At 41.0% G+C, this 25,701-nt stretch carries 27 protein-coding genes; 8 read left to right on the top strand and 19 right to left on the bottom strand.

Annotated elements, in window-relative coordinates:
• Positions 1-6: 6 nt before the first annotated feature.
• From flgK to flgB, 10 genes are read right to left on the bottom strand one after another with little or no spacing between them, the layout of a single operon-like run.
• Positions 7-1,314 carry a flagellar hook-associated protein FlgK gene (gene flgK / locus AB8618_RS03905; RefSeq protein WP_409424901.1) on the bottom strand — a complete coding sequence of 436 codons (1,308 nt, stop codon included), beginning with the start codon at positions 1,312-1,314 and terminating at the stop codon, positions 7-9.
• Between the two features lie 6 nt (positions 1,315-1,320).
• A complete protein-coding gene (locus AB8618_RS03900; protein ID WP_409424900.1) occupies positions 1,321-1,782 on the bottom strand; it encodes a rod-binding protein in 462 nt (153 codons plus the stop codon).
• An 11-nt stretch (positions 1,783-1,793) separates the two neighbouring features.
• Positions 1,794-2,903: a flagellar basal body P-ring protein FlgI gene (locus AB8618_RS03895; RefSeq protein ID WP_409424899.1), complete on the bottom strand. Its 1,110-nt coding sequence runs from the start codon at positions 2,901-2,903 to the stop codon at positions 1,794-1,796.
• A gap of 18 nt (positions 2,904-2,921) precedes the next feature.
• A complete protein-coding gene (locus AB8618_RS03890; RefSeq protein ID WP_409424898.1) occupies positions 2,922-3,644 on the bottom strand; it encodes a flagellar basal body L-ring protein FlgH in 723 nt (240 codons plus the stop codon).
• A 2-nt stretch (positions 3,645-3,646) separates the two neighbouring features.
• Positions 3,647-4,432, bottom strand: coding sequence for a flagellar basal-body rod protein FlgG (flgG, locus tag AB8618_RS03885; protein ID WP_010391154.1), 786 nt, complete (start codon positions 4,430-4,432; stop codon positions 3,647-3,649).
• 14 nt (positions 4,433-4,446) lie between these two features.
• On the bottom strand, positions 4,447-5,178 hold the full coding sequence (locus AB8618_RS03880; RefSeq protein ID WP_409424897.1) for a flagellar basal body rod protein FlgF: 732 nt from the start codon (positions 5,176-5,178) through the stop codon (positions 4,447-4,449).
• Between the two features lie 11 nt (positions 5,179-5,189).
• On the bottom strand, positions 5,190-6,518 hold the full coding sequence (locus AB8618_RS03875; protein ID WP_409424896.1) for a flagellar hook protein FlgE: 1,329 nt from the start codon (positions 6,516-6,518) through the stop codon (positions 5,190-5,192).
• 18 nt (positions 6,519-6,536) lie between these two features.
• On the bottom strand, positions 6,537-7,190 hold the full coding sequence (locus AB8618_RS03870; protein ID WP_054202054.1) for a flagellar hook assembly protein FlgD: 654 nt from the start codon (positions 7,188-7,190) through the stop codon (positions 6,537-6,539).
• Positions 7,191-7,194: 4 nt separating this feature from the next.
• Positions 7,195-7,611, bottom strand: a complete 417-nt coding sequence (gene flgC / locus AB8618_RS03865) for a flagellar basal body rod protein FlgC (protein WP_010391144.1) — start codon at positions 7,609-7,611, stop codon at positions 7,195-7,197.
• A complete protein-coding gene (gene flgB, locus AB8618_RS03860; protein ID WP_010391142.1) occupies positions 7,611-8,030 on the bottom strand; it encodes a flagellar basal body rod protein FlgB in 420 nt (139 codons plus the stop codon). The genes flgC and flgB overlap by 1 nt, the downstream gene beginning before the upstream one ends.
• Before the next feature lie 59 nt (positions 8,031-8,089).
• On the opposite strand from flgB, the gene flgA reads away from it, so the two are divergent.
• The 5 genes from flgA to AB8618_RS03835 all read left to right on the top strand — a co-directional run bounded on the left by flgA (position 8,090) and on the right by AB8618_RS03835 (position 12,215).
• Entirely contained in the window at positions 8,090-8,851 is a 762-nt protein-coding gene (gene flgA, locus AB8618_RS03855) for a flagellar basal body P-ring formation chaperone FlgA (RefSeq protein WP_409424895.1), read from the top strand.
• 93 nt (positions 8,852-8,944) lie between these two features.
• Positions 8,945-9,235, top strand: coding sequence for a flagellar biosynthesis anti-sigma factor FlgM (gene flgM / locus AB8618_RS03850; RefSeq protein WP_058154318.1), 291 nt, complete (start codon positions 8,945-8,947; stop codon positions 9,233-9,235).
• Positions 9,232-9,654: a flagellar protein FlgN gene (locus tag AB8618_RS03845; RefSeq protein ID WP_409424894.1), complete on the top strand. Its 423-nt coding sequence runs from the start codon at positions 9,232-9,234 to the stop codon at positions 9,652-9,654. Before flgM ends, AB8618_RS03845 begins: the two co-directional genes overlap by 4 nt.
• 506 nt (positions 9,655-10,160) lie before the next feature.
• Positions 10,161-11,678 (top strand): DUF3360 family protein, encoded by a 1,518-nt coding sequence (locus tag AB8618_RS03840; RefSeq protein ID WP_008464416.1) that lies wholly within the window; start codon positions 10,161-10,163, stop codon positions 11,676-11,678.
• A 339-nt stretch (positions 11,679-12,017) separates the two neighbouring features.
• Positions 12,018-12,215 carry a CsbD family protein gene (locus AB8618_RS03835; protein ID WP_010391132.1) on the top strand — a complete coding sequence of 66 codons (198 nt, stop codon included), beginning with the start codon at positions 12,018-12,020 and terminating at the stop codon, positions 12,213-12,215.
• A 71-nt stretch (positions 12,216-12,286) separates the two neighbouring features.
• On the opposite strand, the gene AB8618_RS03830 is transcribed toward AB8618_RS03835, so the two are convergent.
• A complete protein-coding gene (locus tag AB8618_RS03830; RefSeq protein WP_409424891.1) occupies positions 12,287-13,435 on the bottom strand; it encodes a lipase family protein in 1,149 nt (382 codons plus the stop codon).
• Between the two features lie 32 nt (positions 13,436-13,467).
• Positions 13,468-13,998, bottom strand: coding sequence for a DUF6795 domain-containing protein (locus tag AB8618_RS03825; RefSeq protein ID WP_016899390.1), 531 nt, complete (start codon positions 13,996-13,998; stop codon positions 13,468-13,470).
• A gap of 303 nt (positions 13,999-14,301) precedes the next feature.
• On the opposite strand from AB8618_RS03825, the gene AB8618_RS03820 reads away from it, so the two are divergent.
• Positions 14,302-14,802 carry a transposase gene (locus tag AB8618_RS03820; protein WP_409423191.1) on the top strand — a complete coding sequence of 167 codons (501 nt, stop codon included), beginning with the start codon at positions 14,302-14,304 and terminating at the stop codon, positions 14,800-14,802.
• Positions 14,799-15,644, top strand: a complete 846-nt coding sequence (locus AB8618_RS03815) for an IS3 family transposase (RefSeq protein WP_409425534.1) — start codon at positions 14,799-14,801, stop codon at positions 15,642-15,644. The genes AB8618_RS03820 and AB8618_RS03815 overlap by 4 nt, the downstream gene beginning before the upstream one ends.
• Positions 15,645-15,715: 71 nt before the next feature.
• Here AB8618_RS03815 and AB8618_RS03810 read toward each other — a convergent pair whose 3' ends face one another.
• The 7 genes from AB8618_RS03810 to AB8618_RS03780 all read right to left on the bottom strand — a co-directional run bounded on the left by AB8618_RS03810 (position 15,716) and on the right by AB8618_RS03780 (position 23,693).
• On the bottom strand, positions 15,716-16,270 hold the full coding sequence (locus AB8618_RS03810) for an ankyrin repeat domain-containing protein (protein WP_409424890.1): 555 nt from the start codon (positions 16,268-16,270) through the stop codon (positions 15,716-15,718).
• A gap of 85 nt (positions 16,271-16,355) precedes the next feature.
• On the bottom strand, positions 16,356-17,051 hold the full coding sequence (locus AB8618_RS03805) for an aspartate/glutamate racemase family protein (RefSeq protein ID WP_409424889.1): 696 nt from the start codon (positions 17,049-17,051) through the stop codon (positions 16,356-16,358).
• A 71-nt stretch (positions 17,052-17,122) separates the two neighbouring features.
• The gene (locus tag AB8618_RS03800) at positions 17,123-17,890 is read right to left on the bottom strand and encodes a hypothetical protein (RefSeq protein ID WP_413401423.1); all 768 of its coding nucleotides are present in this window, start codon (positions 17,888-17,890) and stop codon (positions 17,123-17,125) included.
• 54 nt (positions 17,891-17,944) lie between these two features.
• Positions 17,945-18,811 carry a hypothetical protein gene (locus AB8618_RS03795; protein ID WP_013464370.1) on the bottom strand — a complete coding sequence of 289 codons (867 nt, stop codon included), beginning with the start codon at positions 18,809-18,811 and terminating at the stop codon, positions 17,945-17,947.
• Between the two features lie 234 nt (positions 18,812-19,045).
• The gene (gene metH, locus AB8618_RS03790; RefSeq protein WP_413401422.1) at positions 19,046-21,676 is read right to left on the bottom strand and encodes a methionine synthase; all 2,631 of its coding nucleotides are present in this window, start codon (positions 21,674-21,676) and stop codon (positions 19,046-19,048) included.
• Between the two features lie 9 nt (positions 21,677-21,685).
• Positions 21,686-22,756: a homocysteine S-methyltransferase family protein gene (locus AB8618_RS03785; RefSeq protein ID WP_413401421.1), complete on the bottom strand. Its 1,071-nt coding sequence runs from the start codon at positions 22,754-22,756 to the stop codon at positions 21,686-21,688.
• Entirely contained in the window at positions 22,746-23,693 is a 948-nt protein-coding gene (locus AB8618_RS03780; RefSeq protein ID WP_413401420.1) for a homoserine O-succinyltransferase, read from the bottom strand. The genes AB8618_RS03785 and AB8618_RS03780 overlap by 11 nt, the downstream gene beginning before the upstream one ends.
• 224 nt (positions 23,694-23,917) lie before the next feature.
• Here AB8618_RS03780 and ettA point away from each other — a divergent pair, with 224 nt between their 5' ends.
• Positions 23,918-25,591 (top strand): energy-dependent translational throttle protein EttA, encoded by a 1,674-nt coding sequence (ettA, locus tag AB8618_RS03775; protein ID WP_008111928.1) that lies wholly within the window; start codon positions 23,918-23,920, stop codon positions 25,589-25,591.
• Positions 25,592-25,701: the final 110 nt, after the last annotated feature.

Raw genomic sequence — 25,701 nt, 5'->3', positions numbered from 1 at the left:
TGCTCCCTAAAACATTTGCAGTAAAGATTTAAACATTTGATCGGCGGTGCTGATCACTTTGGCATTGGCACTATACATTTGCTGAAAATGCATTAAGCTTGCCGCCTCTTCATCAAGGTTTACACCACTAAAGCTATCGCGTGCAGCAATGGCGTTTTCGCTTAGACTCGTAGCGGTAGAGATACTACTTAAATTTTGCTTGCTAGTAATTGCCAGTTCACCCACTAATAACGTAAATTTATCGCCTTTTCCTGCCATTGAGGTAACGATATTAGCAATGTTTGAGTTATCCCCTGGCCCTGAAGTACTACTGTTTTTAAAACCAAGCTTATCGGAAGTGATAGCAGGATTTACCTCAATCGTCCCTAATGGGTTTAGTGGGTTGTAAGTAAACAATGCTTCACCGGGGTCGTTATTTAAATCAAAGCCACTTTGTAATGCACCATTCATATCATCAGCAAGGTCGGAAACTAAGCTATTTAAGGTTGCAAGGGTTGGTTTAATTACATCCTTATCAACGCTAATTAAGCCACCGAATTGGCCACCAACATTTTTATCAAGGGTAAATTTCTGGCCAATAAATTCACTGGTGACTGTTGTACCATTTACTGATATTGATGCGGCTTTACTGCCCACTACTAACGGGGCACCACTTAAGGTACTAATATCAATAAAACCATTATCTCGCTCAACAATAGATACGCCAATATGCCCAGATAACTGGTTTACTAACCGCTCTCGGTTGTCTTTCAGCTCTGCGGTTGATTGATTATTCGCTTTTGCTAACCCGATACTGCTGTTAATTTCAGCTATTTGCTTAGTAACAGAGGAGACGTTGAGCGCCACATTAGTCATTTGAGTATTTAACTTTATTGCTTGGCCTGCCAAGGCGCCATTAATTTGCGCAATATCTTGCATAAAGCCTTCAGCAGAGGATAAAAACTGCTGTCTAAAAGCTTGTGAATCGGGCTTGGTCGTCGCAGCATTGAGCGCATCAGTTAGGCTTGCAAGGGAGTTATTTAAGTTGAGTGAGTCGGTACCAATTATTTGCTCAATAAAGCCGAGGTATGACTGTTTGTTTTCATAAAAATTGGTATCGGAATTAGTACGCCAAATATCGTCATTTAAAAAGGCGTCAACAACACGGTCAACCGATGCCACCTCAACCCCACCTAAATATACATTAGAGGTTTTAAATTGAGCTTGCTGACGCGAGTAACCTTCAACGGCTGCATTCGCCACATTTTGCCCTGACACAGTCAGCGCAATATTAGCCGCATTGAGGCCGCTTAACGCGTTATTTAACATAGACATAATTAACTACCTAATCGTATTAGCATTCAATGGCTGAACAAATGCCGACCCCGCATAAATATCATAGCTTTGGGTTGGCTCAACGCTTTCAGCACCTTTATGTTGATCATTAGCGACCAAGTTTTGGCTATTCTTAAATGTATTTTCTATGGGAGCAATTTTCTCATCAAACTGCTTAATAATCGCTTCCGCTAAACCCAGTTGATGAGTGGACGCTAAATGCTGCGCGGTTTGAGCATTATGCATATCTCTAAATTGCGCTTGCTCGTTACTATTAAAAAAACCATTGTCACCGGCCATAGTTTTGGTGGTGCTATCCATACTTTTTAATACCAGCTGTAAAAAAATAGCTTCAAACTGCTCTGCTGCCTGTTTAACACCTGCCTCACTGTTGCCAGTAATGTTTTCAAGATGGGTCGGGTCTATCGCTAATGACTGAGATAATTGGGTTGATGACTCTATTTTCATGGCTATTTCCTTTAAATAACTAATAGCTCGGCTTCTAGAGCCCCAGCATTATCAAGTGCAATTAATATCGACATAAGCTCGGCTGGCGTTGCGCCAAGTGCATTTACCGCTTTTACAATTTCATCTAATGAGGTGCCTTCAGGCCACAACAGCATATTTTTTTGTTGTTGATCTACCGTGATATCACTTGATTGCGTGGTCGTAGTTTGACCATTTGAAAACGGCCCTGGTTGCGACACTTGCTCTTGTTCACTGATGGTAATGGTTAAATTGCCATGGTTAACCGCAGCCTGATTAACTCGCACTGTATTGTTCATTACAACAGTACCTGTGCGGCTATTAAATACAATTTTTGGGCGCTCAGAACCTTGCTCTACGGTAATATCTTGTAGCATCGACATAAACGTGTTGCGACTATTGGCATCGCTTGGCGCACTAACCACTAAACGCGCCCAATTTTCAGCAATAGCTACATCAGGCCCAAATACTTTATTAATAGCACGCACAACATTGCGGGCAGTTTGATAATTTGGATCTTTTAAATTAAGAATCACATCGCTTTGACTTTCATACATAGCCGTAACACTGCGTTCAATAATAGCGCCATTAGGAATAAGCCCCGAAGTAGGCACATTAACAGTCACCGAGGAGCCACTTTTACCACTGGCATTAATACCACCCACCACTAAATTACCTTGTGCTAGCGCATACACTTTGCCATCAACTCCCTTTAACGGAGTCAACATTAAGCTGCCACCATGTAAGCTTTTTGCATCGCCCAATGAGTTCACAGTTACATCAATCGCTTGACCTGGGCTTCCCATTGGCGGCAGCGTGGCATGTACAGCAACAGCCGCTATATTTTTTGACTTTGGTAATCGTTCTTCATCTACAGAGACACCAAATTGCTTTAGCATATTACTTAGCGATTGACCGGCAAATTTCACTTGAGCTTTATCGCCCGACCCCGGCAAACCCACTACTAAACCGTAACCCACGAGTTGGTTTTCTCGCACACCTAGCACATCAACAATATCTAATAATGGACGTGCTTTGGCGGTCACAGTTGCAGGCGCTAATAGGCTAAAAGAGCACACTAGCATTAATAGTAAATATTTCATTAAAACCTCAGTAATCCCTTAGAACGGGTTTAAGAATCGGGTAAATAAAGTGGTAAACCAACCTGGACGATTCGCATCAGCCAATGTGCCTTTGCCGGTATAGCTTATTTGCGCTTCAGCAATACGAAGCGACGAAACACGGTTACTTACATCAATATCGCCAGGGCGAACTAGCCCTTCAATTTCAATGTATTCATCGCCTTGGTTGAGCTTAATTTGCTTGCGCCCTTTAATAACCAGCGATCCATTAGATAAAACATGATTAACCCGCACGGTAATAGCACCACTAAGGAAGTTTTGTTGGCTAGCGCTGCTTTCCCCGTCAAACTTGGTACTCGAACCTATACCCAAATTAAAATCAGCTACGTTGAGTGCACCAGCAACTGGCACTGAAACATCCAAGTCGGTACTTTTATCTAAACTTGAATCGGCACTTTTACTTGATTGCGTGCGCTCGTTAAGCACCACAGTTAAAATATCGCCAACTCGGTAAGCACGTTTATCTGCATACAAAGAAAACATATAGTTATCTTGAAATAAGCTACCATCTTGCTGATTCAAACCCTGTGCATAGGCATCTTGGCTTATTTCATAGTCTTGAACTGATTTTTGAGTGGTGTTTTGCGGACATTTCACTTCCCCATACACCACTTCGCATTCCACCATTTGGGTTTTTGACGGGGTATTGCTACAACCAGCAACACCCAAAAGCAGCAAAAATAATGTTAACTTATTCATCATAATCATACGTTTTGGTTTATAAAGCGCAGCATTTCATCTGCCGCAGAGACCACTTTAGCGTTCATCTCGTAAGCGCGCTGTACGGCAATCATGCTTACCATTTCATCAACAACGCTCACGTTTGAGCCTTCAATAGTAAATTGTTGCAAGCCACCAAAAGCATCTTCACCGGGGATCCCCTCAACAGGTTCACCAGATGCTGCTGTTTCGCGGTACAAATTGCCACCTAAGCTTTGTAACCCTGCTGGATTTGCAAAGTTAACCGTTAACATTTGGCCTAACTCAACCGCTTGCGCATCCTTACCTACTACCGCAGTAACGGTGCCATCGGTGCCAATACTCACTTTAGTGGTGCCCTCTGGTAGCGCAATATTTTGTGCCAATGGTAAGCCGTTACTGTTTACCAGTAATGACTCAGAGTTAAGCTGAAACTGACCGTTACGGGTAAATAATAACTCGCCATCAGGACTTTCAATTTGAAAGAAGCCTTGCCCTGCAATGGCCACATCTAACTGGTTACTGGTTGTTTCAAAACTACCTTCGGTAAATTGCTTTTGCGTACCGTTAATACGAACACCGGTTCCCACCTGAATCCCAGATGGCAGCTGATTAAGCTCATCTACCTGCGCGCCAGGCTGTTTTTGTACTTGGTAAAATAAATCTTCAAATACCGCTCTGTCTTTTTTAAAACCGGCAGTGCTTACGTTCGCTAGGTTATTAGATATTGTTGTCATTCTTAAATCTTGCGCTGCAAGACCAGTTTTACTCACCCATAATGCTGAATTCATGTTTGGCTTCCTATTTACCCACGTCCACTGATGAGCTTATTACCGCTGGTCGCTAATTCGTCAGCAGACTTCATCATTTTTACGTTCATTTCAAATTGGCGGCTAATATTCATTGTTTTGATCATTTCAGCCACGGCATTCACATTAGAACCTTCTAAAGCACCGGTTCTTACTGTAATTGTTTCGTCGGCTTCAAGCGGCTGCAAATCGTTAGCTCTGAGTAAGCCATCAGCACCTTTGATTAAGTTTTCATCGGTACTGGCTAATTTAATTTGCGCATTTTCTGCAATTACACCGCCGCCAATGGGGGTTAGGTTGATCATGCCGTTTGAGCCAATTTCAATATCACCAAATTCAGGGAGTTGAATATCGCCACCGTCACCTTGCACGCGGCGACCGTTAACAGTAACAAAGCCATCGGCATCAACCACTAAGTTACCCGCACGGGTATAAGCAGGTTCACCGTTGTCATCCATCACCTCTAAATAACCGCCGTTGCTCAGTGCTAAATCAAGATTACGGCCAGTATCCATGATTGGCCCTGACGATAAGTCAGTAGTTACTGGTGTTAGTTGCGCGTGGTAACGAGTACGAAAGCCCTCGCCTTGTACCATCATTGATTGCGCTTGCTCTAAGTCGGCCTTAAAACCTACGGTGCTAACATTTGCTAAGTTATTTGCAGCAACGCGTAAGGCGGTATTATTAAGTTCAGCACCCGAAACGGCGGTATAAATTAACTTTTCCACGCTTAGCTTCCTTAGGTATTACTAAATAAAATTTGCATCATTTCATCAGCACTGCTGATGGTTTTAGCATTGGCTTGGTAATTTTGTTGAAATGACATTAAGCCAACCAGCTGTTCACTAATATCAACATTTGAGCCCATAAATGAACCCGACAGTAATTTACCCAGTGAGCCACTTTCTGGCTCGCCATAAAGTGCAGAGCCTGACTCTTCAGTTTGATACCACACGGTATTACTGCCTTGCTCTAGACCATCAACATTCGCAAACGAGGCAAGTACAACCTGACCTTGTAATTTAGATTCACCGTTAGTAAATGTTGCAAATACACGGCCGTCGTCTTCAACTTTCACACCAGAAAACGCCCCCGAGGTATAGCCGTTGGCATCGTTTTCGTTAACACTGAAACTTGAACCAAACTGCGTTGTACCATCGAATTTAAGCGCGATATTTAATGCTGCTGCACCACTGGTTATTTCTGCATTACCTGGCGTTGAAGTAATAGGCACTTCTAAATCAACCGCCGTTAAGTCGCCTGAAAACGGCACCATTTGGCCATCGGTATCAAAATTAAGCGTAATGGTACCGGCGTTAATTGAACCACCCGCACCATCATCAATAGGTTTAGAGTCGGTAGTCGCACCAAGCGCTGAAAGCTGAGCTTGAGTAAGGGGTTTACCATCTAAGAAAAACATCGCTTGCCATTCGTTGCTACCCGTATGGTTAAAATACTGAGTCATTACATGGCTGTTACCTAAGGAGTCGAATACTTCGGTAGATTGAGAAAAGTTATATTGACTACCATCTTTAGGATCAAATACCGCAGGAGCTGTTGGATAAGCAATCACGTCGCTAGAAGAACTTAAGTTACCGTTAAAGTTAATATTGGTACTGGCTTGTGCTTCTATGTTTGAGGCTTCAATTTTTAAATCGGTTAATACACCTGGTACAATTGTCGGATCACCACCATCAACCTGAGACACGCCAAAACCTTGCAGTTTGCCGCCGTTGGCATTAACAATATTTAAGTCGTTATCTAACTGAAACTGGCCTGCTTGGGTGTAAGCTGTTCGGCCGTTTTCTGATATGGCAAAAAAACCTTGGCCATCAATAGCAATATCCAGCGCATTACCGGTGCGCACAATTTCACCACCGGTGACAAAATCTTCTTTAACATTGGCAACTTTAACGCCGCCGCGTTGACTGCCGTTATACACTGCGGCAAATTCTGCGGTGTTATTTTTATAACCAGCAGTACCCGAGTTAGCAATATTATTACTGGTTACTTCTAATCCTGTTTGGGTACTTTTAAGACCACTTAATCCTATATTGAACATAGACATATTATTTATTCCTCTTATTTATGCCACTTGATTAATTTCAGTGATACCAAAATTACCCAAACCATCGACTTGTAATAAAATATCTTCTAACGATTTACCTACAGAAACACGCTCAACCTCACCACTTAGCCAAGTATCAAGCTGCTTTGGTACCTCTTCAGTAGTGGCATACGCTCTCACTGCATACGCACCGGCTTCTTGGTTTTCAAATTCAAAACGCAATGAACCGACTCCAGAATAAGGCAGTTGTTTTTCTTCAACTAATTCACCATCTTGGTTATAAAGTTGCACAGTGACAGAATCTGCGGCTTCCCCTAAATTAACCATGCCAGAGACACTGCCATCTTGTTCAAGGGCAATACTGCTTGCTTGCACATCAACCGTTTGACCAACCATATTAGTGGCTTCAAGCACCGCTAAGCTGCTCACATAATCCAAACCATCGGCGGTGTTTTGGCGAATGCTTTGTAACGACTCAACATTAGAAAACTCCGCAAGCTGGCTCACATATTGGGTGCCGTCCATAGGTTGTAATGGATTTTGATTGCTGATTTGCGCAACGAGTAACTCTAAAAACATGGTCGACATTTCATCTGCTGAACTATTACCGGCAATATTCGTGGTGTTTTTTGCCCCGTCGGCTGCGCTTGGAACGGCTGAATTAACTTGCATAAAATTATTGTCCTAACTTAAGAATGCTTTGCTGCATGCTATTTACACGCCCCATAACTTCAACAGATGTTTGGTAGCTGCGACTTGCAGACATCATGTCGGCCATTTCTTCAAGTGCATTTACGTTGGAGTAAAATACATAACCATCGTTGTTAGCAATTGGGTTATTTGGCTCGTAGCGCTGCTCTACCGCACGGTTTGACTCAGTGATCCCCAATACATCAACCGAGGCTGAAATTGATTGGCTATCTTGTGTTTGTTTGTACAAAGCAGAAAATACTGGTTTAAGTGCCTTGTAAGCGTCGGCTTCTGAACCGGCCGCGGTATCGGCATTGGCTAAGTTAGATGCAATGGTATCGAGGCGAATAACTTGAGCGCGCATGGCGCTGCCACTGGCGTCATAAATTGAATTAAAAGACATTATGATTTCCCTGAAATAACTTTATGTAGGCCATTTATCTTCATATTTAAAAAGGTCAAACTGGTTTGAAAATCCATACTGTTGCTGGCAAATTTTGCTTGCTCAATATTTAACTCAACAGTATTACCATCACTTGATGGTTGATAAGGAACGCGATATTTGAGCTCATCCGTTTGTACGCCAGCAAAATCAACATCTCTGTTTTGCGAAAAACTGGATGAAACACTTTGCATGATTTGACGGTAATCTACATCTCGAGATTTAAACCCAGGCGTGTCAACATTGGCCAAGTTGCTGGCAATGACTTCTGCTCTGTCTAACCTTAATTTCATTGAAAAAGGGTGAACACCTAACGCTTTATCAAATAGTTCCATTGTTGCCTCTAATTTTTGTTTCTTGTATGCTTTCGCGCTTCGCATACACTTTCTACCTTGTGTATAACAACCTTTATGCCAACTTTTAAAAGTATATTTTTTCAATGACTTACATAAAAAAAGAGCAAAAAACAGCCCAGCACACGGAAGCTAAACTTCCCCAAGGGAAGCGTTGGTTTTTCCGCTTACTTTTAACTATTGGACTACTGCCAGCTCATGCTATGGCCACCCCCATTAATTTTGATAAAGAAATTCAGCAGTTTTTGCACAGTGAAATTAAGAGCTATTTGCGCTCGGTGAATTCGCAAAGTCAGCGACAAGATATAGAATTATTTATTCCTAAAGGCAGCGAAAATTTAAGCTGTGATGAATTGCAAATCACTCGCTCACAAAATCACACGCCACCTGCTGGCAGAGTGAGTATTTCTGTATCTTGCCCATCGCCTGCTTGGCGTTTTAGAGCCAGTGCCAAAGTAAGTGTGTGGATAAACCTAGTAGCTGCCAAGCACACCTTAAACCGAGGTAAAGTGCTTAATAAGCAAGACTTAGAATACAAAAGCGTAGATTTAGGTAAGCACCGCCACCAAGGTAAAACCGGTATTGACCAGCTAGTTGGACTCATCGTTAAACGAGAAATTGATAAAGGCACGGTGATCTCAAATAGATACCTAGAAAAGCAGTATTTAATCAATAAAAATGAGCATATTTCACTGCAAGTAAATACCGCAACTTTCTCTGCCAATGTTAAAGCCATTGCTCTTGAAGATGGCCAGCTTGGTGAGGTTATTAATGTAAAAAATTTATCATCAAAAAAAGTAGTTCAAGGTAGAGTAATTGCGCAAGGTGTGGCAGAGGCGACATTTTAAAAAATGTCGAAATAAAAGTTAAGTAATGCTTGTACTTGGTCGCTGATATAAACTAAGCAATATAAATTCGATAAACGAATTAGGTAATAAACAATGAATATAAGCGCAATAACAACCACTGCGGTTGAGCAAAGTCAAAAAACAAACCAGCGTTCTTCACTGGATGCAAAACCAGAGCAACAACCTGTAGCGACTAAACAAGAGCAAGTAAACTCAGTGAGTGCATTAAGTAAATCAATAGACTCAACATTTCAAGATTTAGCTGCAAAGCCAGACGTTGATATGGATAAAGTAGCCCAAATGAAAGCGGCAATTGCCAGTGGTGAATTTAAAATTAATATTGATGAAACCGTTAACGCTATGGTTGAACTTCATAAAAAATGAAAACTGTAAAAGAGTATATTGTAAGTCTGCAACAAGACATTACTAAGCTAGACGCGTTAATTGAATTACTTGAAACGCAATACGAATTGCTAAGCCAACGTAATGTGCAGCTAGAAACACATAATAAAAAAATGCTCGGCTTTTTAGAAAGCTTAAATGAATCGCACAACCAGCGCGATGGCTTTTTGGTGAGTTTAGGCTTGCAAGGTGGCAAAGAAGGTTTAGCACAATTAACCGCGCTTCTACCTGTTGATATAAACACCTTTACTACTAAGCTATTGCATCAGCTTGAGCTAAAAACTAAAACCTGCAAAATAATGAATGAACGCTCAGGGCAATTACTCTCAAGCCAACGTCGGTTATTACAGCGCTTAACTGGCGGTGAAAACAAACAAGCTTACCCAGAAATGCCTTTATAAATACGTTACATAAAGGCATTTTCTTGTTTAGTCACTTTGCACTATATTTTTACTTTACTCCTATTATTACCTTTAAAACCCTATCTTGAGTCCAAAAATAGTCGTTCCGTTAAAGCTTAGTATTGTTAGCTTTTGTGTAACTTTGCGGCTAATTGTATTTATAATAAGCAAATAGCGGCTAACGTCACCTTTATTAGACTAAAGAATGATTGCTGCTGAATCTGCTGATTTTATGACCTTTTCGCTATTCTGCATGACAAGATCACACTGTAAAAACAGAACAATAAACCACTGAATTTAAAGATCTTTTAAATTTAACAAGCCTGTTACAACACATCCCTTTGCTATTTTTGTTAACACTTACAAAGCGTTAAACTGGGCTATGCACGACCTTTTGCCTAATTACAATCTGTAGCAAGCTGTTTTACCCTGCGCACTCAACGTTCATTTGCTTTGTAAAAGCTGTATTTTTATTTTGAGTTAGCAACTAAGTTGCAGGAGAAGTCATGACCACCAAGCCGCTAGATGATAATTCATCTGATGCTATACCAGGAGCGGATACTCAAACCGTGTCCGATAGCTATGAAAATCTTCATAAACCCAGCTCTGAGTTTGAAAGCCGCGACGCTTATCTAGAGCACGAGCTGCAAATTATGCAGCCAAAACGCTGGCGTCCAAATTTACCATTTAGAGATTATCGCTTTGAATTTGAAGACACCATTCCAGCAATGGCCGCTACTATAGGTAAAGTAGTAATGGTAGCAGCCATTGCTGCCACGTTTGCAGGCCCTTTGGGTTTAAGTGATGGCTTTGTACTTGAAAACGTACGCTACGAACTTTTAATTGTTTCGCTATTTATTTTACTATTTTCGGGCTTTATTTTACCGACTGCTAATTTAGCCGGTACTCATGGCCCACTCATTCCATTAATTCCTATTGTGGTTGCCGCAGGCGGACACCCTATGGCCTTTGGTTTGCTCATAGGAGCCTTTGGATTGATATTAGCATTTAGTAAAGGCGGCAGTCTCATGGCAAAGCTCACCAGTAAAGGGGTGTGTGGTGGCCTACTTCTTTATTTGGGCTTTGTGGGTACCATTTCACAAGTTAAAAAGTTGTTTGCATGGGCTGAAGAAATTCAAATGACCCATATTGCCTTTATCGTAATCTTAGCCACAATTTTACTTTATGCCTTATTGGAGCATTACAAAAAACGCTGGTTAGCCGTGCCACTGAGCTGTTTAATTGGTGGTTTTACTGCTTTTGCATTGGGCGCACCGTTTGAGTTTCATACTGCACCGGGCTTACCAAACATGAACCCTATGTACTGGTGGGGCGAAAACACTGGTTGGATGCTTGGCTTACCAACAGCAGAAAGCTTTGTGGTTGTACTTCCTTTTGCAGTTTTAGCTGTTGCTATGTGGTCGCCTGACTTTTTAGGCCATCAAGTATTTCAAAAAATTAGTTACCCAGAGCGTACTGAAAAAGTACAAATGAATATTGACGATACCATGCTTAGCGCATCAACAAGACAAACCTTTGGCTCGCTATTAGGCGGTGCTAACTTTGCGTCATCTTGGGGCACTTACATTGTTCCTGCTGCTATTGCAAAACGACCTATTCCTGCAGGCGCAATTTTAACTGCGTTATTTTGTATTATCGCGGGTGTTTGGGGTTACCCAATGGACTTAGCTATTTGGCAGCCAGTATTGTGTGTTGCCTTAATTGTAGGGGTGTTTATTCCACTACTTGAAGCGGGTATGGAAATGACCCGAGAAGGTAAAACCACCCAATCAGCCGCCATTGTGGTGTTTGCATCAAGCCTAGTAAACCCAGCATTTGGTTGGTCACTAACTATGCTACTTGATAACTTAGGCCTTATTGGCTGTAAAGAAAGAAGTGCTGATTTATCGCGAATGAGTCGCTGGGTCATCCCACTTATAATGTTTGTATTATTAACCGGTGTAATGGCACTGGTAGGTATGCTGCCAGGCATCCCTGCGCTAATGCCAAGCTTTAGACATTAATTCCTTTATTAAACAGCAAAGCGAGCTTTAATAGCTCGCTTTTTTATTGTACTTATAAAAAGCCAGCACAGTGTACTTGCAATAACCCCCTTGAAGTAACAGTCCCTGAAGTGACGGTCCCTGAAATAATTACAAGCCACCCTGCAGAATTTTTATAAGTCTCGCCACCAGCTAAAAAGATTTACGCATCGAAAAAGTATAACCAATTGATATATAATTAAAAATTAAAAATTTCACTTTCTGGTATAGGCTTTGCATCTTTATAAATGAACGTTAAAAATCATTTTATTAGTAACGCTTTTAAAATGAAAAATCATCACTCTTAATAAGGAGCTAATTATGAATAGCGATCGTATCGAAGGAAACTGGAAAGAACTTAAAGGTAAAGCGCAACAAAAATGGGGCGATCTTACCAACGATGATTTAGATAAAATTGAAGGTAGCCGTACCGAGCTTGTTGGTAAAATTCAGCAAAAATACGGTAAATCGAAAGAGGAAGCCGAGCGCGAAGTAAATGACTTTGAGAAAGGTCATTAATATAAAGCGTGTTAACAGCTTTACTTGCTAATAAAAAACCGCCAATTGGCGGTTTTTTGTATACCTTAATTCTAGGAAGGTTTTGCTAATGCTAACGCTTCGCCAGCAAGTGCAAAAATATTTTTAAGCATTAATTGCAAAATATGTCTAATAGAAGCGTAAGTAAAAGAAATCACCTGAAATGGATAGCCACAAAATGTCAGCATATGCCCTAAAATCCCTTTTACATCTTTAGTACAATTTTTAGAAAGATCAATGCTATCAGCTAATGCTTTAGCTATCTGATCGTATACTGTGAGAGCGTTCGAAAAATGATTTTGTATCGCATATAATTTACCAGTCTCACGTAAATGAGTAATTAAAGCTGCACCAATTTTCCGAGCCCATTTAGAGGTGCGGCTACATTCGAGTCGTCTCTCATAATCAAGCCTTACCTCTTCTTGAATTCGTTTTTCCATTCCCTTGTTAATAGCAGAATAACTTTTGAAGTTGCTAGCTGTATGCAAATATCCTGGCGTCTCCTTAGTCATACTATGTGCTTTTGGAGTAATGGTGGCAGCACCGTGTAAAATATATTCTTGCTCCGTATGCATAAATGGCCACACAGGCACTAAAGGAACTGGGTCGGCTGCATGTACACAACGATAAATGCTGTTATCTGTTGCGGACTCAGTTTTTACTGCAAAACTATTATAACCAACTCGCGGCGCACCAAAAGTATATAATTTTACATTCGCTCCAAAACGTTGCTTTAACCAGTTAGCAGCTAAGTTTGCTAAAGCACCACCTAAACTATGACCTACAACATGAATGTTTAATTTTTTCTTAGTGCTTTGTTTAAAATACAGCTCTAACTGATTTTTGAAAGAGTTAAATGTATGGTTGAAGCCTGCATGTACAGGTTGATTATTACTACAAGTACTTAAACCACAATGTAAGTCAGTAACAACATCACGTATTTTTGCCGTGCCACGTAAAGCTAAAACATAATCATCTTCATATGCGCCCTTCTTACCTTTTGCAATACAGCCAAAATTGGTCGAGTGATTAAAAACTCGCTCAAGAATAGAACCACTTACACCTTTTATAGATTCTGATTCGAATGAAAATAAAGAGCTAATCCTTTCAAAATATGGGTTAGCTCTTAAGCCTCTTTTATCAAGGCTTTCGTATGAGATAGCAGCAAAGTTAGCAGCTATTGCAGGGCTTAAAACATTCATCAATATTTCCTTATAATTTAGGTTTTGTTTTATTAATTATCATCCGTTTCAATTTCTGAAAGGTCAAAATAAGCATTTTTTTCCACTACTTCAAAATCATCAGACCAACGACAGATACTTAAAGCTTCAAATTTATAGCCTTCAGTTTTTTTATTCTCAAATTTAAAAAGAACCTTTTCATCAGTGGTATCGGCTATTAATTGCCTTAATTTTTTTGCATATTCCTCTCGGTATTTAGCGCCTGACAATCTGGAACCCCAAAGGCAATATTCTTCATGATTGTAGGATAAATAAATAGCTTGAGAAGTAAAAATCTCAGCAAGTGGGACTGCTGGTTGATTAGAGCGGATATTAATTTCAGGTAGTAAGAAACTTCCGTTCTTATCCGTGTAAGTGAAATCTTCAGCACATTTGCCATCAGAAAAATTTAATACTCGGTCTATTCTCACATTAGATAAAGGCTTGCCCTTTTCACTAACTTGGCCTTTCACCTCAGGGCACAAGTGCACTTTGTAAGCACCAATATGATTACCAAACTTTTTAAGTGTCGTTAAAAATGACATAAACAAGAAGCCTTAAAAATAGGCCGTGAACATTTTGTGGAGGGTTGCTACATGATTCCCTATAAGCTTAAATATTCACATGCCTTTGTAAATAGACCTCATATGATAAACAAGCCTATATAAAATACAATAATTAAAGCTTCAGATGTATAGGTTAAAGGAAGTTAAACCGAGCGCGAAGTAAATGACTTTGAGAAAGGCCATTAATATAAAGCGTGTTAACAGCTTTACTTACTAATAAAAAAACCGCCATTTTGAAGTGACCCCCAATAGTTGGACATTCCAATTACTGGGGGTCTTTTTATGTCCAAACATCACCGAGCTTTCAAGCTCAAAATAGCTGAACTCGCTTTGTCTGAAAGCTCTTCGGCGGTAAGTAACAGATTTAATGTTACAGATAGGCAGGTCCGATATTGGACCGCTATTTATCGAATTCATGGCGCTGAAAGCTTCAGGTCTGTTCACAAACCTTATTCTCTAGCATTTAAGGCTGAAGTGTTAAAAACGATGACAGCAAACAGTTGGTCACTCGGTTATACCAGTGCTTTCTTCGATTTATCGTCCCCAGGCATTCTTTTTCAATGGCAAAAGCTTTATGCTCGTGATGGTATATCACGTCTTAAACCACAGAGAAAAGGTAAGCCATTCATGACAAATAATTCTTCTTCATCAAAACTAGTAGAGCAAATGACTGAGGAGGAGTTACGAGAAGAACTAGCATACTTACGAGCTGAGAATGATGTGCTAAAAAAGTTAGAAGCCTTGGCTCAAGCCAGAAAGAAAAAAGCAAAGACAAAACGATAGTCGTCGAAGAGTTCAAGGCAAAGCATAGCTTACGACACCTTTTAAAGGCTACAGGGCTGCCAAAGAGTGTTTACTATTATCATCGCACTACTTGTAAGCAACCCTGTGCAAGCAATGATTTACTGGTAAAAATACGTGATATTTATCACGCGCATAAAGGGCGATATGGCTATCGCAGAATTACGAGTGCCCTGAGAGCAATGGGAGTACTTGTTAATCATAAGCGCGTTCAACGGTTGATGAATGAGTTAGGACTCAAGTCAAAAGTAAGGCCTAAGCGCTATAAATCCTATAAAGGTGAAGTGGGTAAAATCGCAGAAAATACGCTTAACCGCGAGTTTACTGCGCAGAAGCCAAATCAAAAATGGGTGACGGATGTGACGGAGTTTAAAGTGGATAATGAGAAGGTATATCTATCGCCTATGATTGACCTATTCAACCAAGAGGTAATCAGTTACGAAGTCAGAAAATCCGTTGCACTCCCTTTGGTAACTGACATGCTTAAAACAGCAACTGCTAGGTTGAAGCCAAATGAAAAGCCAGTTGTACACTCAGATCAAGGGTGGCAATATCAAAACAAACAATATCAAAATCACCTTAAGGAAAAAGGATTGCAACAAAGTATGTCTAGAAAAGGAAATTGTTTAGATAATGCGGTTGCTGAGAACTTCTTCGGCATATTGAAGAGCGAGATGTACCACAACGAAACGTTTAAAGACGTGAATGATCTTATTGAAAACATTAAAGAATATATCCACTATTACAACAATGAGCGTATTAAACTGAAACTAAAAGGCCTGAGTCCAATACAGTATCGAAATCAGGCCTTGGCAGCCGCTTAGAAATGAGTCCAACTTTATGGGGTCACTTCATTTGGCGGTTTTTTTGTTGGTAAATAATAGAATCACTAGATTTAACGTATTCGGTAATTCTTTGAATTAACCAGCTGTTTATTATTTGAAATCGGCGTCAAAAGTTCAGATATCAGCTGCCTATCTATCTGAGCATTTCTTTCACTCAGTTTATGAATAAACTCTAAAGGTGTAAGCCCATGTGATTTTTCTTTAATGGTAATACTCGCGCCTTTATCAATTAAAAGTTGCACTAAACCAAAGTCATTAAGCAAAATAGCCGAGTGTAGAGGTGATAAACCATCTATGTCACTTAACGTATTTACTTTGATTCCTTTAGAAATAAAGTATTTGATATAAACATCGCGCTTATCTATATCTTTAATTTCAAATAAAAATGCTAAACCAGCGCCTGATTCAAGTGATTCAATATCACTCTTATCTGCTCTATAATTAAGTAAGTAATATTCACAAGCATCACTTGGGATGCAATGAGTATGCTCATCAGTGCTGCAAATAATAACATCTTCAATATCACTATTAATGAGCGAATATAAAGTAACTGCAGAATATCCAACAGATAATAAAAGTAACAAATAAATAGTAAGCTTTTTCACCTCTACTCCCAGATTCCTTAACTATCAGCATCAGTGTATGCAAGCATAACGAAGTAATTATTTACAGAATTAAGCTCAACCTTATTTATTTTGCCAGCGCTAACTTCACCGCCGCCTCGGCATGTATCTTGGTGGTATCGTAAAGCGGAACCTGTGTATGTTGTGGCTTTACCAACAAGGCGATTTCAGTACAGCCTAAAATGATGGCTTGCGCGCCTTGTGCAAATAAGCGCTCTATAATGCGTATATAATCAGCTCGCGAATCGTCATCAATAATCCCTTGGCATAACTGCGAATAAATAACCTCGTGCACTCGCTTTCGCTCATTAGGCTCAGGTAGTAATACCTCAATGTTATGCTTAACGGTTAAACGCTCTTTGTAAAAGTTTTGCTCCATTGTAAATTGCGTTCCCAACAACCCTACTCGCGTAATGTTATCGTGTTTTAATTGCTCAGCGGTGGCATCGGCAATGTGCAAAATAGGAATGGTAATATTACTGGCAATCTCACCGGCCACTTTATGCATAGTGTTGGTACAAATAAGTAAAAAGTCGGCACCACCAACCTCTACAGATTTAGCTGCCTTGGTGAGTAACTTAGCTGTTTGTTGCCAATCGCCTTGATGCTGTAGTGCTTCAATTTCCGCAAAATCGACGCTCACCATACAAATTTTAGCACTATGCAGTCCACCCAACGAGTTTTTAACGCCTTCGTTTAAAACTTTGTAATAGCTGGCTGTTGACTCCCAACTCATACCACCCAACATACCGATTGTTTTCATAGCTAGTTCCCACTCTCGATTACAGTTTACGTTTCACAGTAAGTTAAAAATAGCCGCTCTTCACTAGAAACTTAATTAGCCTTATTAACTGCACTGATCACAGCGTCAGACAATAACAACTTATCGTCTTTATATACTTCAAGCCAACCTGGTGGTGAGGTATCACAACCAATTACCGTTACTTGCAATACGTAACTGTAACGTCCGTTTTTAAACGTATAGTGATGATTGCCGCCACTACCTTCAAAGGTAATATCACCATTAATTAAAACGATATCAGGCTTATCGCTTGGGCTTTTATCAATGCTCCACGACGCATAACGGAAGTTTCCATCGCCTAAATCATCAACACGAACTCGGTATTTTGCTGTGTCCCAATCGAGTATTGGTTTTTGAAAGGTTTTAATACTTGAATGGAGTGATTGTTTATCTTGAGCGATTAACTTTTCTGCATGTGCTTGCTCAGTGGTATTTTGTGTATTCACAGCAATAACTTTGCCGTCTGTGTCTACCCACATTAAGCCGTTATTGAGCATAATACCGCGCCAACCTACGCTATCCCAATCAGTATCGATATTTGAACTGGCAATAACGGCAACAAGCTCGTCGTCAAACACTTCATCAAAGCGAGCAATAAACTCAGCTTCATTTTTAATGTCAGGCAATGGGTATCGTCTTTTTAGAGGGTAGCGAATATGCGCAGCAATCGCAGTTTTATCATGCGTTTTAAAAGCAGCAATAACAGGTAAAATACTCTCATGATACTTCTGCTCAAGCGCATGTATGTTTGACGTAAAAAGTAGAGATAGGCAAAGTAATATATAATTTCGATACTTCATTAAAAAACCTTCAATTTTGACTTTCGTTATGTGCTAATACTTTGACCTAAAATCTTAAAACATACCTTTCTGTTGAGGCGCTTCTTTATGATCGGTAACTTTCGTAATAAGTTTTTCGATCTTCAAACCTTGCGGTGTTTTAGTCTGAATTATTTCCATTTCAACTATTAATAGATCCCCTTTTCCAAACCTCTCTCCCTTATCAACAGTATCAATAAACTCTCTATCAGTAATTTCTGCATAAAAACTGGACTGTCCATCAAATAATTTCCACTTATTTCCATCTTTAAAGGATGGAGATTCAATCGTTAAACCTGTAGTAATTGTATTTTTTGAAATTGGTAAATCGAAATCAAGAGGTTTAAAAAATTCAGCATCATTAGCCGAAGCTTTAGTTTGGATATCAAACTTTGAAGATTTTAACTTTACTTCGCTTAATCCTTTAACCAAAGGCTCCCTAATAAATGTATCTAACGAATTAGCAGCTTTTGGATCAGAAAGAACGTTTAGCGTTTGAATATGAAATACCTGAGTATGACCATTAGAGTTTTCGATATTAACTGTATTCGCATTACTATCTGGTGTGCACTGCTTCGGTTGATTGCCAGCTAAATGAATACATAATTTAATTGAGTCAGTAGCCAGAGTAATAAGGTCTTTGGGGGAGCTAGTACAAAATAATGCTCCAGAGGATAAACCTACCACCTGTAGTAAAAAATCAATATCAAATGATTGCCCTCTAAAACCTGAGACATCCATACATAGCGATGCATCTTTACCATAAGCTTCTGTTGTAATCACGTTCATAAATTCATCTAGTGCTAAAATATAGCGAGCAACATCTTTCGCTTTTAGCTGCCCTTTTTCAACTGCTGCACCGTAATATTCAAGAGATAGCTGATCTTCCGTAATTGTCTGCATTATAATTCCTTAATTAGAGTAACTAAAACTTAGTATTCTTTATGCTTAGTCCAAAAAATTAATACCTAGACTACACGTTCAATTCATTCAATAGTCACATCTAATGCCTATTATGTAAACAATTGAGTTATCGATATTTATTGCGATAAAAAGATACAAAAATAAAAAACGAGCCTAATTTGGCTCGTTTTTCTTTTACTGATAGCTGACAGCTAAAAACTGACCACTGCTCTTCTAATCAGGCTCATACCCCAAATTAGGCGACAACCAACGTTCTGCTTCTTCTAGCGTCATGTTGGTACGCTTGGCGTAGTCTTCTACCTGATCCTTTTGTACTGCTGCTACCGCGTAGTATTTAGCTTGTGGGTGTGAGAAGTACCAACCTGATACCGCGGCACCTGGCCACATGGCGTATGAGCTGGTGAGCTGCATACCAATACGTTTTTCGGTATCGAGTAACTGCCAAATTTTCTTTTTCTCGGTGTGCTCAGGGCATGCTGGGTAACCCGGTGCTGGGCGAATACCTTGGTAGTTTTCGCGTATTAGCTCATCGTTAGCGAGGTTTTCATCCGGTGCATAACCCCAATACTCTTTACGCACTTGTTCGTGCAAGTATTCAGCAAACGCTTCAGCAAGCCTATCGGCAACCGCTTTTACCATTATTTTATTATAGTCATCTTGCTGTGTGTCGAACGCATTGGCGAGGTCGTCTTCTTCTAAACCGCCTGTTACCGCAAACGCACCAAAGTAATCGGGTGTGCCTTTTGGCGCAATGTAATCGGCTAGGCAGTAGTTAGCAAAGTCGGTTTTTTCGGTTTGCTGGCGTAAATGACATGAGGTCGTTAATAGCTCTTTTCGCGTTTCGTCGGTGTATATTTCTATATCATCGCCCACACGGTTTGCTGGGAATAAACCAATAACACCCAATGGCTGTAAACTGCCTGACTTTTCAAGCTCATCGAGCATGTCGTTGGCGTCTTTAAATAGGCTTTGTGCCTGTTCGCCCACTACTTCATCGTCCATTATGCGCGGATATTTACCGGCGATTGACCAGGTCATAAAGTACGGCGTCCAGTCTATGTATTTGCGTAAAGTCGCGATTGATACATTTTTAAATTCGGTCACGCCCAGCTTTTTAGGCACGGGTGGTGTGTAATTATCCCAATCGAGCTTTGCAGCATTATCGCGGGCGCGCTGTATGGTAACCGGTTTTGAGCGCGGCTTTTTACGTGCTTGTTGTTCGCGTACTTTGTCGTACTCGGCGGTGGTTTTAGCTAAAAACTCTGCTTTATGCTCTTTTGATAATAAATTAGACACCACACCCACGGCGCGGCTGGCGTTATTTACATACACCACGCCTTTGTCGTACTGCGGCTCTATTTTAACTGCGGTATGCGCTTTTGAGGTGGTTGCCCCACCAATCATTAACGGTAGCTCAAAGCCACGACGTTTCATTTCTTTGGCAACGTGTACCATTTCATCAAGCGATGGGGTAATTAAGCCCGAAAGGCCTATAATATCGGCTTTTTCGTCAATTGCTGTTTGCAGTATTTTATCTGCTGGTACCATTACGCCTAAGTCGATTACTTCGTAGTTATTACATTGCAGTACTACGCCAACAATGTTTTTACCTATGTCGTGCACGTCACCTTTTACGGTAGCCATAACAATTTTACCGTTGGTGGCGCCCTCTTCTTTTTCGGCTTCAATGAATGGGTCAAGGTAGGCAACCGCGCGCTTCATTACCCGAGCTGATTTAACCACTTGGGGTAAAAACATTTTACCGGCACCAAATAAATCCCCAACCACGTTCATGCCATCCATGAGTGGCCCTTCAATCACGTGAATAGGTTTATCGGCGCCAGCACGGCACTCTTCTGTATCATCATCTATAAAGGTGGTTATACCTTTTACAAGGGCATGCTCTAGGCGTTTTTCAACCGGCCAAGTGCGCCATTCCAAATCTTCTACCCGCTCAGCTTGTGCCATGCCTGAATATTTAGGCGCAAGTTCAACAAGGCGCTCGCCCGCACTGGGGTCGGTGTTAAGAATTACATCTTCTACGGCTTTGCGAAGTTCTTCGGGGATGTCGTCGTAAACCGCAAGCTGCCCTGCGTTTACTATGCCCATATCCATACCCGCTTTTATCGCATGGTATAAAAACACCGAGTGAATCGCTTCACGTACTGGGTTATTACCTCTAAACGAGAACGATACGTTTGACACCCCACCCGACACTTTGCAATGGGGTAAGTTTTCCTTAATACGGCGGGTGCCTTCAATAAATTCTACGGCGTAGTTGTCGTGCTCTTCTATGCCGGTGGCAACGGCAAATATGTTGGGGTCGAATATAATGTCTTCTGGCGGAAAGCCAATTTCGTCGACCAAAATACGGTAGCTGCGCTCACAAATTTCAAACTTACGATCGGCGGTATCGGCTTGACCTTCGGTATCAAATGCCATCACAACAGCGGCGGCGCCAAAGCGTTTTATAATTTTAGCTTGGCGAATAAACGGCTCTTCACCCTCTTTAAGTGAAATGGAGTTAACAATGGCCTTGCCTTGAATACACTTTAAGCCTGCTTCTATAACTTCCCACTTTGAGGAGTCGACCATTATAGGTACTTTAGAAATATCAGGCTCTGAGGCAATTAAGTTTAAAAACTTCACCATGGCCGCTTTTGAGTCCAGCATGGCTTCGTCCATGTTGATATCAATAACCTGTGCACCATTTTCTACTTGTTCGCGGGCTACATTAAGGGCGGTCTCGTAGTCCTCTTCCATGATCAAACGTTTAAACATGGCCGAGCCAGTTACGTTTGTACGCTCGCCGACATTGGTAAATACTGCAATTTGTTGGGTCATTGGCGGCTCCTAATTTAAGTTACAGGCTTCTAGGCCTGATAAACGCATACGCACTTCAAGCTCAGGTAATTTTCGTGGTGCTGTGCCTTCAAGCCCTTTGGCAAAGGCACGAATATGCGCAGGCGTAGTGCCACAGCAACCGCCAACAATATTAATAAAGCCCGATTTTCCCCAATCTATAATCTCTTTTGCCATGTCGTCTGCTTCTAAGTCATATTCACCAAACTCATTGGGTAAGCCCGCATTAGGGTGAACAGAGACAAAGGTTTCGCACACGCGCGATAGCTCTTCAACGTATTGGCGCAGTAAATCAGGCCCAAGGGCACAGTTTAAACCAATTGAAAGCGGCTTAATGTGGCGAATAGAGTTATAAAATGCTTCAGTGGTTTGCCCTGAAAGCGTGCGGCCTGAGGCATCGGTAATTGTGCCTGATATCATCACTGGCAATGTACGCCCAGCTTGTTCAAACGCTTCTTCTACCGCGAATGAGGCGGCTTTTGCATTAAGCGTGTCGAATATGGTTTCGATTAAAATTATATCTACACCACCTTCCATCAGCGCAAGAGTCGACTCAACATACGCAGTCACTAACTTATCAAAGGTAATATTACGATAGCCGGGGTCGTTTACATCCGGCGATAACGAACAGGTTTTAGACGTTGGCCCTAAAACACCCGCTACATAGCGCGGTTTTTCTGGGGTTTTAGCGCTAAATTCATCACATACTGCGCGAGCTAACTTAGCCGACTCTAAATTAACTTCACGGCTTATGCTCGCCATGTCGTAATCTTCCATCGAAATGGTGGTCGAGTTAAAGGTGTTGGTCTCAATAATATCGGCACCGGCGGCTAAAAAGCTGCGGTGTATTTCAGTAATAATTTCAGGCTTGGTTAGGCTTAATAAATCGTTGTTACCTTTAATAAGCACATGCCAGTCTTTAAAACGTTCACCACGGTAGTCTTGCTCTTCAAGCTTATGCGCTTGGATCATGGTTCCCATTGCACCATCTAAAATTAAAATGCGCTGTTTGAGCGCAGCACTCAGCTCTTGATGCTTATTGTTTTGAGGATTATTCGGCATAGTTGTTAGTCCTTACGTCTTGGCTAACTAAGTTAATATCATAGGGTGTGGTTTGGTAAACGTAATAATTTAACCAGTTTGAAAACAGTAAAAACGCGTGGCTTTGCCATGTTTTAGACGGTTGTTTGCTGGCATCGTCATCAGGAAAATAGTTTTCGGGCTTTGGTGCATCGGAACTTTTTTGTAAATCGCGTTCATATTCGGCTTTTAAACTGTCGGCATCGTATTCGGGGTGGCCAGTAATAAATACTTGGCTGCCGGATTTATTTTTAAGTAAATACGCCCCTACTCGTTCAGAGCCCGCTAATACCACCAGCTCTTCACAGGCGTTTATTTTATTAATATCTATGTGGCCATAACGTGAGTGCGGTACTAAAAAGGTATCGTCAAAGCCGCGAGTAAGTGCGCCATGAGCAAAATAGCATTGGTGGGTAAACACTCCGCAAAGTTTATTATCTTTTAAATCGCGCTTTAAATTATAACGGTGGTATAAAGCCGCATGGGCAGCCCAACACGAAAACAAGGTAGAAGTTACATGCTGCTCGGCCCAATCAATAATCACTTTGAGCTCTTCCCAGTAAGCCACCTCTTCATACTCTAAATGCGCGAGCGGTGCACCGGTAATTAACAGTGCATCGTAGTTGTTGTTTTTTACTTCTGAGAAATAACGATAAAAAGTATCTAAGTGTTGCTCTGAGTTGCTACTGCTGCGGTGCGTGTCTAGGCGCAATAGCTCAACATTTACTTGCAGCGGAGAGTTAGCCAACAAGCGAATAAACTGTACTTCGGTTTCTACTTTATTAGGCATAAGATTAAGAATAGCCAAACGCATAGGGCGTATTTCTTGGGTTTTTGCACGCGTTTTTGGCATTACAAACACGTTTTCATGACGTAAACGTGCAATAGCTGGCAATTCGTCTTCTACTGTAATTGGCATTCTTAAAGCTCCTGCTCATAAAAACCGAGAGTTGATACGCTCTCATTATGAACAGAATGCCAAAAATATCAACCTCTAGATGTATAGATGTCTAAATGAAATTTATTCACGCAGCTTATATAAATTGAATATGTACTTTAAAACAGTGCCATTCGTTGACTGTTTCACCTGTGAGCCACTACAATACAGCATTGAAATTTTTATTATTATTGAAGGCTTCTTCCATGGTTTTACCTGATAAGTTTATATTCTCGATGAGTCGAGTATCTAAGGTTGTGCCACCAAAACGCACTATCTTAAAAGATATTTCGTTGCATTTTTTCCCAGGCGCAAAAATTGGTGTGCTAGGTTTAAATGGTTCTGGTAAATCATCACTACTTCGCATTATGGCGGGTGTTGATGAAGAGTTTGAAGGTGAAGCTCGCCCTCAACCAGGCACTAAAATTGGTTACTTACCGCAAGAGCCTGTTTTAGACGAAAGCAAAACAGTTCGTGAAATTGTTGAAGAAGCTGTAGGTGAAGTAAAACATGCCCTTAACCGCCTTGACGAAGTGTATAACGAATACGCAATGGAAGGCGCTGATTTTGACGCACTGGCTAAAGAGCAAGGTGAATTAGAAGCGGTTATTCAAGCGCACGATGGTCATAATATCGATAACGTATTAGAGCGTGCTGCCGATGCACTTCGTTTACCTGAGTGGGATGCTAAAATTGAGCACCTATCGGGTGGTGAGCGCCGTCGTGTTGCTATTTGTCGTTTGTTACTTGAAAAACCAGACATGCTGATTCTCGATGAACCAACTAACCACTTAGATGCTGAGTCGGTTGCTTGGTTAGAGCGCTTCTTACATGACTACGAAGGCACTGTTGTGGCAGTAACGCATGACCGTTACTTCCTTGATAATGTAGCAGGTTGGATTTTAGAGCTTGACCGTGGTGAAGGTATTCCGTGGGAAGGTAACTACTCGTCTTGGCTTGAGCAAAAAGATGCCCGCTTACAACAAGAGCAAAAATCTGAAAAAGCACGTCAAAAGTCGATTGCACAAGAACTTGAATGGGTTCGTTCAAACCCTAAAGGTCGTCAAGCTAAGTCAAAAGCACGTATGGCACAGTTTAGCGAACTACAACAATCTGATTACCAAAAACGTAACGAAACTAACGAATTGTTTATTCCACCTGGCCCACGTTTAGGTGACCAAGTATTAGAAGTAAACAACTTACGTAAAAGCTTTGGCGACCGTGTTTTAATTGATGACTTAAGCTTTAGCATGCCTAAGGGCGCTATTGTGGGTATTATTGGTGCCAATGGTGCAGGTAAATCAACGCTATTCAAAATGTTAAGCGGTGAAGAACAGCCAGATAGCGGTAATATCAGCATTGGTGAAACAGTAGAACTGGCAACTGTTGATCAGTTCCGTGGCAACATGGACGAAAGCAAAACGGTATTCCAAGAAATCTCTGACGGCCAAGATGTACTAAAAATTGGTAACTTTGAGTTCCCAAGCCGTGCTTACGTTAGCCGTTTTAACTTTAAAGGCAACGATCAGCAAAAGTTTGTTAAAGACTTATCTGGCGGTGAGCGCAACCGTTTACATCTAGCTAAACTGTTAAAAGCAGGCGGCAACGTGGTACTTCTAGATGAGCCAACCAATGACTTGGACGTTGAAACATTACGTGCTCTTGAGAATGCTATTTTAGAATTCCCAGGTTGTGTAATGTGTATCTCGCATGACCGTTGGTTCCTTGACCGTATTGCTACACACATTTTAGATTACCGCGACGAAGGCCAAATTAACTTCTTTGATGGTAACTACACTGAATACGAAGAGTGGCTTAAAAAGACTCTTGGCGCAGAAGCTGCGCAGCCTAAGCGTATTAAGTATAAAAAAATTGGCTAACAGCCACAGTTAATAAGTTAAAAGCCCTGCATTTTATGCGGGGCTTTTTTATGCGAGCTATTTTTATCTTTAAGCAAATTGGCGTGTTGGGCATTACCAGCTATGCTTAT

It is taken from the genome of Pseudoalteromonas sp. RW-H-Ap-1 (assembly GCF_048318575.1).
Classification (GTDB): Bacteria; Pseudomonadota; Gammaproteobacteria; order Enterobacterales; family Alteromonadaceae; genus Pseudoalteromonas.
Note: the sequence above shows the minus strand (reverse complement) of the source record. Positions and strands in the feature narration are given on the sequence as shown.